Origin of the sequence: Streptomyces sp. NPDC091412 (assembly GCF_044756885.1) — a bacterium.
GTDB lineage: Bacteria > Actinomycetota > Actinomycetes > Streptomycetales > Streptomycetaceae > Streptomyces.
Window position 1 is genome coordinate 108085 of record NZ_JBIVTV010000012.1, and the last position, 13884, is coordinate 121968.

13 protein-coding genes are annotated in these 13884 nt (G+C 71.8%); 5 read left to right on the forward strand and 8 right to left on the reverse strand.

Annotated elements, in window-relative coordinates:
* Positions 1–99: 99 nt before the first annotated feature.
* The 3 genes from ddaH (at position 100) to ACIQMV_RS26050 (ending at position 2660) form a co-directional block, all read left to right on the forward strand.
* Entirely contained in the window at positions 100–918 is an 819-nt protein-coding gene (gene ddaH / locus ACIQMV_RS26040; protein ID WP_402595920.1) for a dimethylargininase, read from the forward strand.
* Positions 918–2138: an ornithine--oxo-acid transaminase gene (rocD, locus tag ACIQMV_RS26045; protein WP_141363177.1), complete on the forward strand. Its 1221-nt coding sequence runs from the start codon at positions 918–920 to the stop codon at positions 2136–2138. The genes ddaH and rocD overlap by 1 nt, the downstream gene beginning before the upstream one ends.
* A gap of 219 nt (positions 2139–2357) precedes the next feature.
* A complete protein-coding gene (locus ACIQMV_RS26050) occupies positions 2358–2660 on the forward strand; it encodes a hypothetical protein (protein WP_401780008.1) in 303 nt (100 codons plus the stop codon).
* 119 nt (positions 2661–2779) lie between these two features.
* Here the strand turns inward: ACIQMV_RS26050 and ACIQMV_RS26055 are convergent, their stop codons facing one another.
* The 5 genes from ACIQMV_RS26055 to ACIQMV_RS26075 form a co-directional block, all read right to left on the reverse strand.
* The gene (locus ACIQMV_RS26055; RefSeq protein WP_401780011.1) at positions 2780–3403 is read right to left on the reverse strand and encodes a DedA family protein; all 624 of its coding nucleotides are present in this window, start codon (positions 3401–3403) and stop codon (positions 2780–2782) included.
* 95 nt (positions 3404–3498) lie between these two features.
* Positions 3499–4221, reverse strand: coding sequence for an aspartate/glutamate racemase family protein (locus ACIQMV_RS26060; protein WP_402595921.1), 723 nt, complete (start codon positions 4219–4221; stop codon positions 3499–3501).
* 113 nt (positions 4222–4334) lie between these two features.
* Positions 4335–5348, reverse strand: coding sequence for an ornithine cyclodeaminase family protein (locus ACIQMV_RS26065; protein WP_402595922.1), 1014 nt, complete (start codon positions 5346–5348; stop codon positions 4335–4337).
* Positions 5345–6259 (reverse strand): ABC transporter substrate-binding protein, encoded by a 915-nt coding sequence (locus tag ACIQMV_RS26070; RefSeq protein WP_402595923.1) that lies wholly within the window; start codon positions 6257–6259, stop codon positions 5345–5347. Before ACIQMV_RS26070 ends, ACIQMV_RS26065 begins: the two co-directional genes overlap by 4 nt.
* A gap of 99 nt (positions 6260–6358) precedes the next feature.
* Positions 6359–7813 carry an MFS transporter gene (locus tag ACIQMV_RS26075; protein ID WP_402595924.1) on the reverse strand — a complete coding sequence of 485 codons (1455 nt, stop codon included), beginning with the start codon at positions 7811–7813 and terminating at the stop codon, positions 6359–6361.
* 211 nt (positions 7814–8024) lie between these two features.
* On the opposite strand from ACIQMV_RS26075, the gene ACIQMV_RS26080 reads away from it, so the two are divergent.
* Complete coding sequence (locus tag ACIQMV_RS26080; protein ID WP_141363163.1) at positions 8025–8699, forward strand: FadR/GntR family transcriptional regulator; 675 nt, start codon at positions 8025–8027, stop codon at positions 8697–8699.
* A 7-nt stretch (positions 8700–8706) separates the two neighbouring features.
* On the opposite strand, the gene ACIQMV_RS26085 is transcribed toward ACIQMV_RS26080, so the two are convergent.
* From ACIQMV_RS26085 to ACIQMV_RS26095, 3 genes are all read right to left on the reverse strand, one after another.
* Complete coding sequence (locus tag ACIQMV_RS26085; protein WP_402595925.1) at positions 8707–11130, reverse strand: SpoIIE family protein phosphatase; 2424 nt, start codon at positions 11128–11130, stop codon at positions 8707–8709.
* A gap of 234 nt (positions 11131–11364) precedes the next feature.
* Positions 11365–11994, reverse strand: coding sequence for a FadR/GntR family transcriptional regulator (locus tag ACIQMV_RS26090; protein ID WP_402595926.1), 630 nt, complete (start codon positions 11992–11994; stop codon positions 11365–11367).
* Between the two features lie 283 nt (positions 11995–12277).
* The gene (locus ACIQMV_RS26095) at positions 12278–12928 is read right to left on the reverse strand and encodes a GntR family transcriptional regulator (RefSeq protein WP_402595927.1); all 651 of its coding nucleotides are present in this window, start codon (positions 12926–12928) and stop codon (positions 12278–12280) included.
* A 201-nt stretch (positions 12929–13129) separates the two neighbouring features.
* Here ACIQMV_RS26095 and ACIQMV_RS26100 point away from each other — a divergent pair, with 201 nt between their 5' ends.
* Positions 13130–13852: a 1-acyl-sn-glycerol-3-phosphate acyltransferase gene (locus ACIQMV_RS26100; protein WP_141363155.1), complete on the forward strand. Its 723-nt coding sequence runs from the start codon at positions 13130–13132 to the stop codon at positions 13850–13852.
* Positions 13853–13884: the final 32 nt, after the last annotated feature.

Here is a 13884-nt window from a genome sequence, read left to right on the forward strand (position 1 = left end):
CTGCTTGAACGCGCAGCTTTTGTTTCTTGTCGTCCGTCTTCGCCACTTCCTACCTTTGAATCACCCCAGTCGCCCCCCAGGAAGCGGAGGGACCCCTCTGTGCCCGAGACCCGTGTGCCGCGCCGGCGGCGCTTCCTCGTCTGCGAACCCGGACACTTCGCCGTGCAGTACGCGATCAACCCCTGGATGCGTCCCGACCTCCCCGTGGACGTGTCCCTGGCCCAGGCCCAATGGCACGAGCTGACGCGCGTCTACCGCGCCCACGGCCACAGCGTCGACACCGTGGAGCCCGTCCCTGGCCTGCCCGACATGGTCTTCGCCGCCAACGCGGCGGTGGTCGTGGACGGCCGCGTCTTCGGCTCCCTCTTCCACGCGCCCGAGCGCCGTCCGGAGTCCCTTCCCTACGACACGTGGTTCAAGTCGGCCGGCTTCGATGTCTACCGTCCCGAGTCGGTGTGCGAGGGCGAGGGCGACTTCGTGCCCGCCGGCCGCTGGATCCTCGCCGGCACCGGCTTCCGCACCACCCGTGAGGCCCATCGGGAGGCGCAGGAGTTCCTCGGCGCCCCGGTGATCGGCCTGACCCTGGTGGACCCGTACTTCTACCACCTGGACACGGCGCTGTTCGTCCTCGACGACGAGGGCGAGGGGAACATCGCGTACTACCCGGACGCGTTCTCGCCGGGCAGCCGCGAGGTGCTCGCCAGGCTGTACCCGGACGCGCTGATCGCCACCCGCGAGGACGCCATGTCCTTCGGCCTGAACTCCGTCTCGGACGGGCACCACGTCTTCATCTCGCCCGGGGCCACGGCCCTGGCCGAGCAGCTCGCCGACCGCGGCTACGTCCCCGTCCCCGTCGACCTGTCCGAGTTCCACAAGGCCGGCGGGGGAATCAAGTGCTGCACCCAGGAGATCCGCTGATGACCGCACCTGCCCGTACCCGTACCTCCGCAGAGCTGATCCAGGCCGAGGAGCCGGTCCTCGCGCACAACTACCACCCGCTGCCCGTGGTCGTGGCCGGCGCCGAGGGCACGTGGGTGGAGGACGTCGAGGGGCGCCGCTACCTCGACATGCTGGCCGGTTACTCGGCGCTCAACTTCGGTCACCGCCACCCCGTGCTGACCGAGGCCGCCCACCGCCAGCTCGACCGGCTCACCCTGACCTCGCGGGCGTTCCACAACGACCGCCTCGCCGAGTTCGCCGAGCGGCTGGCGGCGCTGACGGGGCAGGACATGGTGCTGCCGATGAACACCGGCGCCGAGGCGGTGGAGAGCGGCATCAAGGTCGCCCGCAAGTGGGCGTACGAGGTCAAGGGCGTCCCGGCCGACCGGGCGACGATCGTGGTCGCGGCGGACAACTTCCACGGCCGTACGACGACGATCGTCAGCTTCTCGACGGACGAGACGGCACGGTCGGGTTTCGGGCCGTTCACTCCGGGCTTCAAGATCGTCCCGTACAACGATCCGGCGGCCCTGGAGGCGGCGATCGACGAGACGACGGCGGCGGTGCTGATCGAGCCGATCCAGGGCGAGGCCGGCGTACTCATCCCCGACGACGGCTACCTCGCCGGCGTGCGGGAGCTGACCCGCCGGGCGGGCTGCCTGTTCATCGCGGACGAGATCCAGTCGGGCCTCGGGCGCACCGGGCGCACCCTCGCCGTCGAGCACGAGGACGTCGTCCCGGACGTCCTGCTGCTGGGCAAGGCCCTCGGCGGCGGCATCGTGCCGGTGTCCGCGGTCGTCGGGTCCCGGGAGGTGCTCGGGGTCCTGCGGCCCGGTGAGCACGGGTCGACGTTCGGCGGCAACCCGCTGGCCGCGGCGGTCGGCACGGCGGTCGTCGGGCTCCTGGAGACGGGCGAGTTCCAGCTCCGGGCGGCGGAGCTGGGCAAGGTGCTGCACGAGGGGCTCGTCCAGCTGGTCGGCCGGGGTGTCGTCGGCTTCCGCTCACGGGGCCTGTGGGCGGGCGTGGACGTGGATCCGGCGATCGGCACCGGGCGGGAGATCGGCGAGCGCCTGATGCGGGAGGGCGTCCTGGCCAAGGACACCCACGGTTCCACGATCCGGCTGGCGCCGCCGCTGACCATCACCGAGGAGGAGCTGCGCTCGGCCCTCGCCTCACTGGAGAAGGTGCTGGCCGCCTGAGGCGCACACCCGCGCCGGACGCACACCGCCGGAGGCCGTCCGGCGGTGTGCGGCGTCCCGGTTCGGGCTCCGTCGCAGCCGAGGACGCCGGCCGGATCGCCTGGCCGGATCGCCCGGGAGGTGGTGGAGCGGCCCGGTGGTGGGCTGGTCGGTAGTGGGCTGGTCGGTAGTGGGCTGGGTACCCGCCTCGATGAGTGACTCTTCGAGGAGATGACTCCCATGCTGCTCATCGGCCTGCTCCTCCTTGCGGCGACGGCCGCGTTCACCGGCCTGGTCATCGCCGACAACCTGTCCGGCGGCCCGCACTACCCGGTGTCGGTGCTCGGCAACCACATCGCCACCATGAACACGCTCGAGGTCTTCAGCGCGGGTCTCGCCCTCGCCCTGCTCTTCTGCCTGGGCGCGAGCCTCCTGACCGGCGCCGCGACGCACCACCGGCACGCGCACCGGGCCGCGCGCCACTACGGCGGCGGGCGGGACACCGGCTCGCTGAACGAGCCCACGGGCCGGGACGGCCGCTGACGCCCACGGCCGCACCCGCAAGGCCGGCGCCGGTCGTGGGCGTGCGCGCCCGTGGGGAGCACATGTGTCCACGGGCCGGCAGGTGTGGCCGTGCCCCGTGGACGGCGCGGGTGACGCCGTCAGTCCTCGCGGCGCCTGCGCCGCAGCAGGTGCCGCACGATCAGCGCGACGACGAGGACCCCGAGTGCCACGAGCACGTACACCTCGTAGCGGCGGATCTCGTCGTAGACGGTGCCGATGTGCGCGCCCGCGGCGTAGGCGAGGCTCACCCACAGGCCGACCCACAGCGCCGCGCCGAGCGCGTTGAAGGCGAGGAAGCGGAGCCAGTGCATGCCCGTGGTGCCGGCGATGATGCCGTTGGCCTGGCGCAGGCCCTCGATGAACCGGGCCACCACGACGATCTTGCCGCCGTGCCGGCCGAAGAACCGCTCGGCCGCCGCGAACCGCTCAGGCGTCAGGAAGATGTACCGGCCCCAGCGGTGCACGAAGGGGCGTCCGCCGAGGTGGCCGACGAGGTAGCCGATGTTGTCCCCGACGACGGCCGCGGCGAACGCGATCAGGGCCACGGCCACGACGTCGAGCTGCCCGGCCCCGGCGTACACCCCGGCCGCGATCAGGATCGTCTCGCCCGGGGCGGGGACGCCGAAGTCCTCCACGAAGACCACGGCGCCGACGGCCCAGTAGCCGTAGTGGCTGAGCAGCGGTGCCAGGTGCGCCAGCGGACCCGGAAGCGGAGGGGCCATGCCCACACCGTACGTCGGTGCGTGAACGGTCACCGGCAGACACGGCAACGCGCCGCCGCGCACTTCCGGAACCCGGACGGCGCCCCGCGACCCCGTTACCGCACGATCGGCCAGCCCGTCACGGTCTTGGGCCTCGGCGGTGCGTAGCTGCGCACCTTGCTGGTGCTGAGGCCGAGCCGGACGAGCCCTTCGGCCAGGGTGACCGCGGCGGCGACGCCGTCGACGACGGGGACGCCCGTGGCGGCACTGATCTTCTGATCGAGCCCGGCCATACCGCCGCACCCCAGGCAGATCACCTCCGCCCGGTCCTCGTCGACGGCCCTGCGGGCCTCCGCCACGATCGCGTCGGCCGCGCGCGTCGGATCCGCCTCCAGCTCCAGCACGGGCAGCCCGGAGGCCCGCACCGAGGCACACCGCTCGTTCAGCCCGGCGAGCAGCAGCCGGTCCTGGATCTGCGGCACGGCCCGGTCCAGGGTGGTGACGACCGAGTACGTACGGCCGATCAGCATCGCCACCTGCGCCGCCGCCTCGGTGATGTCCACCACCGGGACGTCCAGCAGTTCCTGGAGGCCCTCCCGGCCGTGCTCGCCGTACCCGGCCTGGATCACCGCGTCGTAGGGCTCGTCGTAGCGGACGATCCGGTCCATCACGGCGACGGCGGCCAGATAGCTCTCGAAGTTGCCCTCCACCGACTCCGGCCCGAACGAGGGGGTGAGCCCCACGATCTCGACGCCGGGGGAGGCGGAGGCCGCGGCCTGTGCACGGATCGTCTCGGTCATGGAGGCGGTCGTGTTCACATTGGCGATCAGTATGCGCATCTTGGTCCTTTCTCTTTCGGCCTTTTGGTCGCCCGCGGCGCCGGCCGGCCCGTCGGTCAGCGGGCCGGCCGGACTGCGTGGGTGGGTGGGTTCTCGCCGGACCCCCCAGCCGGTCAGGACAGGTGTACTTCGGTGCCGACGCCGTGGCGCCGTGCGGCGTCGACGACGAGCCGGGCGGCCGCCACGTCCTGGATGCCGACCCCGACCGAGTTGTAGAGCGTGATGTCGTCCGTGGAACGCCGCCCGGGCGCCCTGCCGGTGATGACGTCACCGAGTTCGGTGCGGAAGTGCTCCGGGGTGATCGCCCCTTCCCGCATCGGGATCAGCACCTCACCGGACTCGTGGGACGACACCGAGAAACTGTCGACCACGACACGGCTGCGGACGATGCCCGCCGTGTCGATCTCCCGGTGATCCGGCCGCGGCGGCGCCCCGACCGCGTTGACGTGCAGACCCGGCCCGAACCACTCCCCCCGCACCACCGGCCTACGCGACGGCGTCAGCGTGCACAGCACCTCCGCCGCGCGCACCACCTGCTCCGGGTCGTCGGCGACCTTGACCGCGTACCCCTGCCCGCGGGCGTGCTCGGCGAACGCCTCGACAGTGGCACGGGTCCGGCTCCACACCAGCACCTGGCCGATGTCCATCACCCGTGCCAGCGCGGCGAGATGGGCACGCGCCTGGGCTCCGGCGCCGATCAGGCCGAGGACGCCCGCACCCTGGCGGGCCAGGTGCCGGGTGGCGACGGCCGACGCCGCCGCCGTGCGCAGCAGGGTGATCGGGGCGCCGTTGAGGACCGCTTCGCAGGTGCCGGTGTCGGGGTCGATGAGTGTGATCACCGACTGCTGGACCGGCAGTCCCCGGCCGGCGTTGGGCGGAGTGTCGGTGAGGAGTTTGACCCCGGCACTGGACAGTGGGTCGACCGCGGCGACCATCGGCACCAGCAGTCCGGCCCCGCCGGGCAGTTCCATCGCGGACCGGTCGGGCTGACGCGCCGTGCCGGTGGACAGGGCCGCGTGGGCCTGCTCGACGACGTGCATCACCTCGCCCAGATCCAGCAGACTCGCGACCTGCGCCCGGTCCAGCACCAGCAGGGGTGCCCGGCCGGTACCCGTCTGGTCCGTCACGGCGTCACCTCGGCGGCGGCCTGCTCGGCGGGGCGGGCGTCGATCAGGTCCGCATACGGGACGGGGGCGTCGAGGAGGCCGTCCTCGGCGAGGATGCGCAGCCACTCGGCGTAGCCGTCCTGGCTGACGCGGATGTCGTCCCAGATGCCGCTCGCGCGCAGGTCGTCGACGACCGGGACCAGGACCTTGGTGTCCAGGGACGGCCACTCGCGGGCCAGCAGACCGGCCAGCTCGTCGGCGTTGTGCGTCTTGAGCCAGTCGATCGAGCGCTGGAGCGCCCGGCAGAAGCGGAAGACGAGTTCGTCGTCGCGGTCCAGGACCTCCCGGGTGGTGTAGTAGACGCTGTTGGGCATCAGCCCGCCCGCCCGGTCGTAGCGGACCGCGATGTGGGCCAGCCCGCGGTGCTCGAGGAAGGCGGCGTTGACGGCGTCGGTGACCAGCGCGTCCCCCATGCCGCCCAGGAACAGCTCGGTGAGCATCGATCCGGACAGGTCCCGTACGAACCGCACCTTGGACATGTCCACACCGGCCTTGCGCATCAGCCCCGCGGTGTGCACGTACGGCGCGGTGCCGCCCGCACCCGGGGCCAGCACGATCCTGCCCTCCAGGTCCGTCCACTCGAAGTCCGACACCGGCTCCCGCACCACCAGGGCCTTCGGGTTGCGGTGGTTCAGCTGCGCGAACGCCCGGTACTCACGGCCACGCCCGTGGTACATCGCCGGCACCCACAGCCCCCCGAGAACGACCTCGGCCTGACCCTCCTCCAGATCGGCCAGCACCCGCGTCCAGTCGTCCGGAGCGCTGCGGGAGAAGGCGATTCCCTCCTCCTCGTAGAAACCGAACTCCCGGGCAACGTACTCGGGCAGGTAGTTCGGCCAGTGCGAAGTAGCCGAGACATGCAGACGGTCCATCATCTCTCCTTGGTATTTCTGACGGTGTTTCACATCAGGGTTGGTTGGTATGGGGTACCGGACCGGCCGGGCGGGACGTACCGCACGGCCGGCAGGGGGTCAGGCGGCGGCCGGCGAAGAGGCCTCCACGTTGATGTCTTCGAGGGGGCGGCCGTGGGTTTCGGGGGCGAAGCGGACGGCGACGGCCATCACCCCGTACATCGCGGCGGTCAGGACGAAGACCGCGACCACGCCGGCGTGATCGAGGAGCAGGCCCGCGCCGATGGGCACGAAGGCGCCGGCCACGTTGCCCTGCACGGCGATCATCGAGGTGCCGAAGGCGCGTACCCGGGTCGGGTACAGCTCCGGCGCCCACGCGAACACGGTGCTGTTCAGCAGCAGCACGAAGAACTGGAAGGTGCCGCCGAGCACCAGGACCAGGGCCGGGGTACCGGCCAGGAAGCCGAAGGCGAGCGCGGCCAGGCAGGCGGCCACGGCGCCGCCGGTCATCACCAGCCGGCGCGGCCAGTGCATCGCCGCATACGTCGCCGCCGCCGCGCCGAGGAGGCTGCCGACGTTCATCACCATGGTGAAGGTCAGGCTCTCGGTGATGCTGTAGCCCTGGTTGACCAGGATCGTCGGCATCAGCACCAGCACGGTGATCTGCGCACCGAACGTCATCCAGGACACCACCGCCAGCGCGGCCGTGCGCCGCAGCAGCTCGCCCCGGAAGACCTCCCCGAGCCGCACCTTCTCCGCCTTGCCCTCCTGCGTGGCCGGCTGCGTCAGATACGGAACCGTGGGCAGGTCACGGCCCTTCAGCCGGCCCGACGCCAGCCGCGTCAGCACCTGGTTGGCCTCCTCGATCCGCCCGCGGGAAGCCAGATAGCGGGGCGTCTCGGGCAGATACCGGCGGTAGAACAGCACCAGCACCGCCGGCAGCACCAGCAGCCCGAACATCCACCGCCAACTGCTGTCCGGACCACCGAAGAAGTTCCCCAGCGGACCGAGCACCACCGCGGCGAAACCGAACGAGACCACATTGCCGAAACCACCGGCACCCACGTTCAAGGACGCCACCACCGCGCCCCGGAACCGGGTGGGCACCAGCTCGCTCAGCAGCGTCATCCCCGCCGCGAGCTCACCACCGAGCCCGACACCCACCACGAAGCGCCCGACCGCCAGCACCGCGTAATTCGGCGCGAGCGCGCAGACCAACGCCCCCGCGCAGTACACGAACAAGTTGAACGCCAGCGCGAACCGGCGCCCCTTCAAGTCACCGATCGCACCGGTGACCACCTTGCCGATGATCATCGCCGAGATCGTGACCGTCTGCAGAAAGGCCAGTTCAGGCGTGGAGATGTGCCAGACATTCTTCAACGCCGGACCCACCGCGCCCAGCGAGTTCTCCTCCATCACGTCGAAGAACGCGCCGAGCAGAACCATTATCAGGATGAGTTTGTGCGCCCGGTTGAAACCGATCGAGTCCAGCGCCCGGCCGACCGCCGAGCCCGCTGGAGACGAACCGCCGTCCACCACATCAACCGCCGCAGCGCCGGCTGAGTGGGTGGACATGTCACCGGAACCGGAGCCACCGGTGTCCGGAGTGGGGGAATCCGATCTGTGCAATGGAGCCGACCTCCTTCAGAGGACGCTCGGGCTTCAGAGAGGAGCCCAGGCAGGGGACAGCCCGGGAGGACGCGAGGGGTCGGGCTGTTGAGAGGCCACCTGAAGGCCTCTGGTGACATAATTAGCAGTCATCTGATGACTTGGAGAAGGGGTGGGGATGAAGAAGATTGAGCGAGTCTCTCTGGTCGAGGCCGCGAGCAGGCAATTGCAGGCGGAGATCGAGAGCGGCCGCTGGGAGGTCGGCCGGCGGCTGCCGTCGGAGGGCGAGCTGGCCGAACGGCTGGGCCTCAGCCGCGTATCGGTGCGTGCCGCCGTCCACGGTCTGGCCCAGATGGGACTGCTCACCACCCGCCAGGGCGACGGCACCTACGTGGCCGCCAGGGACGCGACCGACGTCGCCCTACGACGCCGGCTCGACGACGCCCACGACGGCGACGTCCTCGAAGTCCGCCGCGGCCTGGACATCCTCGCCGCCGGACTCGCCGCCGCCCGCCGCACCCAGCACGACATCACCGCCCTCGACGACGCGCTCACCCGACGCGCCGCGGCCGGAACCGCGGGCGACGAAGCCGCGTTCGTCGCCGCCGACGTCGACTTCCACCTCCACGTCGCCCGCGCGACCCACAACGAACTCCTCGTCGAGCTCTACTCGACCTTCACCAGGGCACTGGCCGACAGCATCCGCGACGACCGCTGCCTGAAGGTCTTCACCCAGGGACGGGACACCTGGCACAACACCCTCGCCGCGGCCATCGCCGAAGGCGACGCCGACAAGGCCACCACCGCCTCACTGGCCCTGCTGGAGAACGGCCCGGCGACCCGGGATCGCTGATGCCGCGTCACATCGGGATCATCGAGGAGAACATGAGCTGATTCGGGCCGGGGCCGACCGCCTGTTCGGCCCAGATGGTCTTCCCGCGCCGGCTGTAACGGCTGCCCCAGCGGGTGCTGAGCTGGGCGACGAGGAACAGGCCCCGGCCTCCTTCGTCGGTGGTCCGGGCCCGCCGCAGCCGGGGCTGGGTGTTGCTCGGGTCGCTGACCTCGCAGACCAGGACGTCCTCGTGGATCAGCCGCAGCCCGATGGGGCCGCCGGCGTAGCGGACGGCGTTGGTGACCAGTTCGCTGACCAGGAGCTCGGTGCTGAAGGCGAGGTCGTCGAGCCCCCACGCGGCCAACTGGCGGGTGGTGGCCACCCGGGCGTCGGACACGCTGGCGGGGTCCGCGGGGAACTCCCAGTCGGCGACGGACTCCGCGGGGACCACGCGGGTGCGGACGAGCAGCAGCGCGATGTCGTCCCTGGGCGGGTGGTCGTCGAGGCCGGCGAGGAGCGCTCGGCCGATCTCGTCCAGCGGCCGGCCGGGACGGCAGTGGGCGGCGAGGCGGTCGGTCAGCCGTCGCAGTCCGGCGTCGATGTCGCCGTCGTCGCCCTTGATCAGTCCGTCGGTGTACAGGGCGAGGACACTGCCGGGCGCCAGATCGAGCGTGGCGGTCTCGAAGGGCATGCCGCCGACGCCCAGGGGCGGTCCGGGAGAGAGGTCCACGGGTCGGGCAGTGCCGTCGCAGGGGGAGACGACGGGCACCGGATGTCCGGCACTGGCGACGGTGCAGCGGCGGGCGACCGGATCGTAGAGGGTGTACAGGCAGGTGGCGCCGACGGTGTCCCGGTTCTCGGGGGCGGCCTCGCCCGCGAGTCGCTGCACCAGGTCGTCGAGGTGGGTGAGCAGTTCGTCGCAGTCGAGTTCCAGGTCGGCCAGGGTCTGCACGGCGGTGCGCAGCCGGCCCATGGTGGCGGTGGCGTGCAGGCCGTGGCCGATGACGTCGCCGACGACGAACGCGGCCCGCAGCGAGGGCAGCGAGAGGACGTCGAACCAGTCGCCGCTGATCTCCGCTCCGCCGCCCGCGGGCCGGTAGACGCCGACGGTCTCGGCAGCGGGCGTCTCGGTGGTCGCGCGTGGGAGGAGGCGCCTTTGGAGCGCGACGGCGGCACGGTGCTCCCGCGTGTAACGGCGGGCGTTGTCGACGCTGAGCGCGGCCCTGGACGCGATCTTCTTCAGCAGGTCCGCCTCGTCCTCGTCGAAGGGCTGCCCCTGTTCGTTGCGGCTGATCCCGACGACGCCGAGCATCGTGCCGCGCGCGAACAGCGGTGCCACGGCGAGCCAACGCGCGTTCTCCGGCACCAGCAACTCGACCAGGTGCGGCTCGCCGAACATGCCGCTGATCGTCTCGCTGTCGACGACGATGACGTCACCGCGCTGGACCGCGAGCAGGGTGGGCATGTCCGGTTGCCGGGGCGCCGCCGCGCCCTTCTGCAGCAGACGGGAGGGCCACGTCCCGTCGGCCGAGGCGACCGCGACCCGCCGCCAGCTCAGCCAGGCGCCGCCGAGCACATTGGCGGGCTCGTCCCCCTCGATGACGGGGTCCGCCAGTTCCACCCAGGCAAGGTCCCCGAGTGCGGGGACGAGGACGTCGACCAGGTCCTGCGCGGTGCGCACGACGTCCAGTGAGCCACCGATGCGGGTGGAGGCGTCGCGCAGCAGATCCAGGTGGTCGCGGGTCCGCTGCTGCTCGGAGATGTCGGTGACCAGCGTGACGACACCCGCGGGCTCCCCTCGCGCGTCCTCCAGCCGGAAGGCGGACAGGGAGAGGGTCCGGTGCCGCCCGGGGAGGAGCGGTGAGCGCACGTCCTGTGCCTCCCCGATCAGCGGCGTGCCCGTCTCCAGCACCCGGCGCAGGGCCGCCTCCGCGGCTTCGGCGTTCCTGGCGTCGGCCACCTCCCTCATCTCCACGTCGGCGGCGCCTGGAGGTCCGCCGAGCGTCTCGAGGGTGATGTTGGTCCGTACGAGGGCCAGGTCCGTGTCGCGGAGGGTGACCCCCATCCGGGCCTGGGCGAAGAGCGCGCGCAGCAGGGACAGGCCCTGTTCCCGCTCGGTCGTGTCGGCCGCGGGGGCGGCCAGGGCCAGCAGTTCGGAGGATCCCTCCAGGCGCACGATCCGGAAGGCGACGTCCACGGCACGGCCCGAGCGGTGCCGCAGCCGTGTCCGGCCGGCGGCCGGAAACCCGTCCGCCGCGAGCGCGCAGTGGTGCGGCTCGTCGGGGGCATCGGCGAGAAGGTCCCCGACCGGGCGGCCGCAGACGTGCGCGGCCGGGTGTCCCAGGAGGTCGGCCGCCGCCTGGGACCACCGCACGACGGTCCCGGCTTCGTCGAACACGGCGGCTGCCACGGCGCCGAGGGCAAGGGCGCCGGCGGGGTCGAACCCGTTCATCTCGCTCCTCGCTGGCGGCCGAGCCGCCCGACAGGCTCGTCCCCATTATCGGCGATTCCGGACAGCCCGCGCCTCCGCTCCCCCGCCCGGCGTCCCTGGTCCGGAACGCGGTCGACGGCCCCGGACGCCCCGCACACGGCGTGGGGCCGGACCCGCAAGGCGCCGCCCCTTGCCGCCCTGGCGCAACCGTCCGGCGGGCGGCCGGGAGCCGCCCTCAGACCGTCGCCGCGGCGCTCACACGTCCCCTTCGCCGCCGCCTTCGAGGATCGCCAGCGCCGCGCTGGTCGCGGCGACCGGGTCGCCGGCGCTCACCGCCTCGAACAGAGCGCTGTGGAACAGGTCCTCGCCGGCCTCGTCCATGCACCGGCCGGCCTTGACGGTCTCCCGCAGGGCGTCGCTCATGTTCCGGTACAGGTCCCCGAGCAGCGGGTTGTGCGCGGCTTCCGCGACACACAGGTGGAAGTCGACGTCGGCGTCGGTGAACGCGTCCAGGTCGGCGGCCAGCCCCGCGGCGGCGCGCCGGTCCATGGCCTGGCGGAGCGCCGTGAGGTCCTCCTCGGTGCGCGCGGTGGCGGCCAGCCGGGCCGCGACGATGTCCAGGCCTCGGCGTACGTCGAGGATGTCGTCGGCCGTCACCCCGCCGAGGTGACGGCGGAGCGCGACCTGTCCCTCGTCGGTGGCGGTCACGTAGGTGCCGGCGCCCTGGCGGGTGCTCAGCAGTCCGGAGTGCACCAGCACGCGGACGGCTTCGCGGACCGAGAGCCGGCTCACGCCGAGAGACTCGGCCAACTGGCCCTCCGGAGGGATCCGTTCGCCGACCCGCCACACGCCCCGGGCGATCTCCGCGCGTAGCTCACTGATCACGGTATCGACGATCGATACGCGCCCCACCGTTTCCATCCGACCCTCTTCTCGGTCATCTGACGACGTCAGAAGCCTAGGAAGCCCCAGAGCCCAGGTCCAGCCCTCGGCCCTGCCGCCGGGGGTCTTCCGGCCACGCACACGTCTTCCGGCCACCCGCATGTCTTCCGGTATGTCTTCCGGCCCGGGGCCGGGCCGCCGCAGCCCCCGCCGGCCGGCTCGTCGAGGACTCCGGGAGGAAGCACCGGTTCCCGTCCGTCCGGCCGCCGCCGAGCGCGTCCTCGAGCTATCCCGGCAACTGCCTGCGGTGGGTCGCGGCCACGTCGCGGCTGGTGGCCAGGTGCTTCATGACCAGGTCCTCGACCCTCGGCACGTCCCGGTCCTCGATCGCCTCGTAGAGCGCCTCGTGCTCCTTCGCGACGGTCAGCAGGTCGTCGTGCTGGGCCAGCAGCCAGCGCATACGGCTGCGGAGAGTGGTCCCCAGCTCGTTCAGAAGCTCGTTGGCGGCCATCGACGTCACGGTCTCGTGGAAGTCGGCCGCGGCGCGCCGGGCCTTGACGGCGTCCCCCTGGCGCGCGGCTTCGAGTTCGAAGTCCAGGTCCGCGCGCAGCTTCTCCAGGCCGGCGCGGTTGCGCCGTTGAGCCGCGAGCCGGAACGTCAGCGTCTCCAGGGCGCAGCGGACCTCGTCGAGGTCGGAGATGTCGGTGGAGGTGAACTCGCGCACGACGGCCCAGGTGCGTGGGCGCGGTGTGACCAGTCCCTCCGCCACCAGCGCCCTCAGAGCCTCGCGGACCGGGAGTCTGCTCACCCCGAGTTCGGCGGCGAGCTCCCGTTCGACGAGTTTGCTGCCGGGCTGACGGTCACCGTCGAGGATCTGGTCGCGCAACTGTCGCGTGACGCGTTCGGACTCGGACTCAAAACCCTCGGACCCTGGCATGGGCCTCATTCTCGCAGGTCCGCGCCACCCGTCTGCCGCATACCGGTACGTCCGCCCGGCACGGGGGCGACGGGTCAGCATGAGCACGGCCGAAGGCGGTTACAGATGACTACTGACGCACGTGGACCAATTCCGGGATCCTGCCCTTTACCTGGCAAAACACCGGTCTGAAGCCGAGCTGGTCGGAGTGAGGGGCGAGCCGTGTTCTACTACCTGCTCAAATACGTTCTGCTGGGACCGCTGCTCAGATTGGTCTTCCGGCCCCGTATCGAGGGGCTGGAACACGTGCCGGCCTCGGGAGCGGCCATCGTCGCGGGCAACCATCTGTCGTTCTCGGACCACTTCGTGATGCCGGCGATCCTCAAGCGGCGGATCACCTTCCTGGCCAAGGCCGAGTACTTCACGGGACCGGGCATCAAGGGCCGGCTCACCGCGGCCTTCTTCCGCAGTGCGGGGCAGATCCCGGTGGACCGGTCGGGCAAGGAGGCGGGGCAGGCCGCGATCCGGGAGGGGCTCGGGGTGCTGAGCAAGGGCGAGTTGCTCGGCATCTACCCGGAGGGCACCCGGTCGCACGACGGCCGCCTGTACAAGGGCAAGGTCGGCGTCGCGGTCATGGCGCTCAGGGCCGGGGTGCCGGTCGTCCCGTGCGCGATGATCGGCACGTTCGAGGCCCAGCCGCCCGGAAAGGTCGTCCCGCGCCCGCACGCGATCGAGATCCGCTTCGGCGAGCCGCTGGACTTCTCCCGTTACGCGGGCTTGGAGAACGAGAAGGCGATCCTGCGCGCCGTCACCGACGAGATCATGTACGCCATCCTGTCGCTGTCCGAGCAGGAGTACGTCGACCAGTACGCGGCCGTGGCCAAGGCGGAGCAGGCCGAGGCGAAGGGCGACAGGCGCAGGTTCCCGCGCGCGCCGCTCACCTGACGCCGCGGGGCACGCCGTGCGCGCGAGAGGGG

Bases quoted from the DNA above. Each gene is read 5' to 3' on its own strand.
- ACIQMV_RS26070 (WP_402595923.1), bottom strand. From the start codon at position 6,259: ATGGACCGTCTGCATGTCTCGGCTACTTCGCACTGGCCGAACTACCTG.
- rocD (WP_141363177.1), top strand. From the start codon at position 918: ATGACCGCACCTGCCCGTACCCGTACCTCCGCAGAGCTGATCCAGGCC.
- ACIQMV_RS26095 (WP_402595927.1), bottom strand. From the start codon at position 12,928: ATGCCAGGGTCCGAGGGTTTTGAGTCCGAGTCCGAACGCGTCACGCGA.
- ACIQMV_RS26085 (WP_402595925.1), bottom strand. From the start codon at position 11,130: ATGAACGGGTTCGACCCCGCCGGCGCCCTTGCCCTCGGCGCCGTGGCA.
- ACIQMV_RS26050 (WP_401780008.1), top strand. From the start codon at position 2,358: ATGCTGCTCATCGGCCTGCTCCTCCTTGCGGCGACGGCCGCGTTCACC.
- ACIQMV_RS26075 (WP_402595924.1), bottom strand. From the start codon at position 7,813: ATGTCCACCCACTCAGCCGGCGCTGCGGCGGTTGATGTGGTGGACGGC.
- ACIQMV_RS26080 (WP_141363163.1), top strand. From the start codon at position 8,025: ATGAAGAAGATTGAGCGAGTCTCTCTGGTCGAGGCCGCGAGCAGGCAA.
- ACIQMV_RS26060 (WP_402595921.1), bottom strand. From the start codon at position 4,221: ATGCGCATACTGATCGCCAATGTGAACACGACCGCCTCCATGACCGAG.
- ACIQMV_RS26055 (WP_401780011.1), bottom strand. From the start codon at position 3,403: ATGGCCCCTCCGCTTCCGGGTCCGCTGGCGCACCTGGCACCGCTGCTC.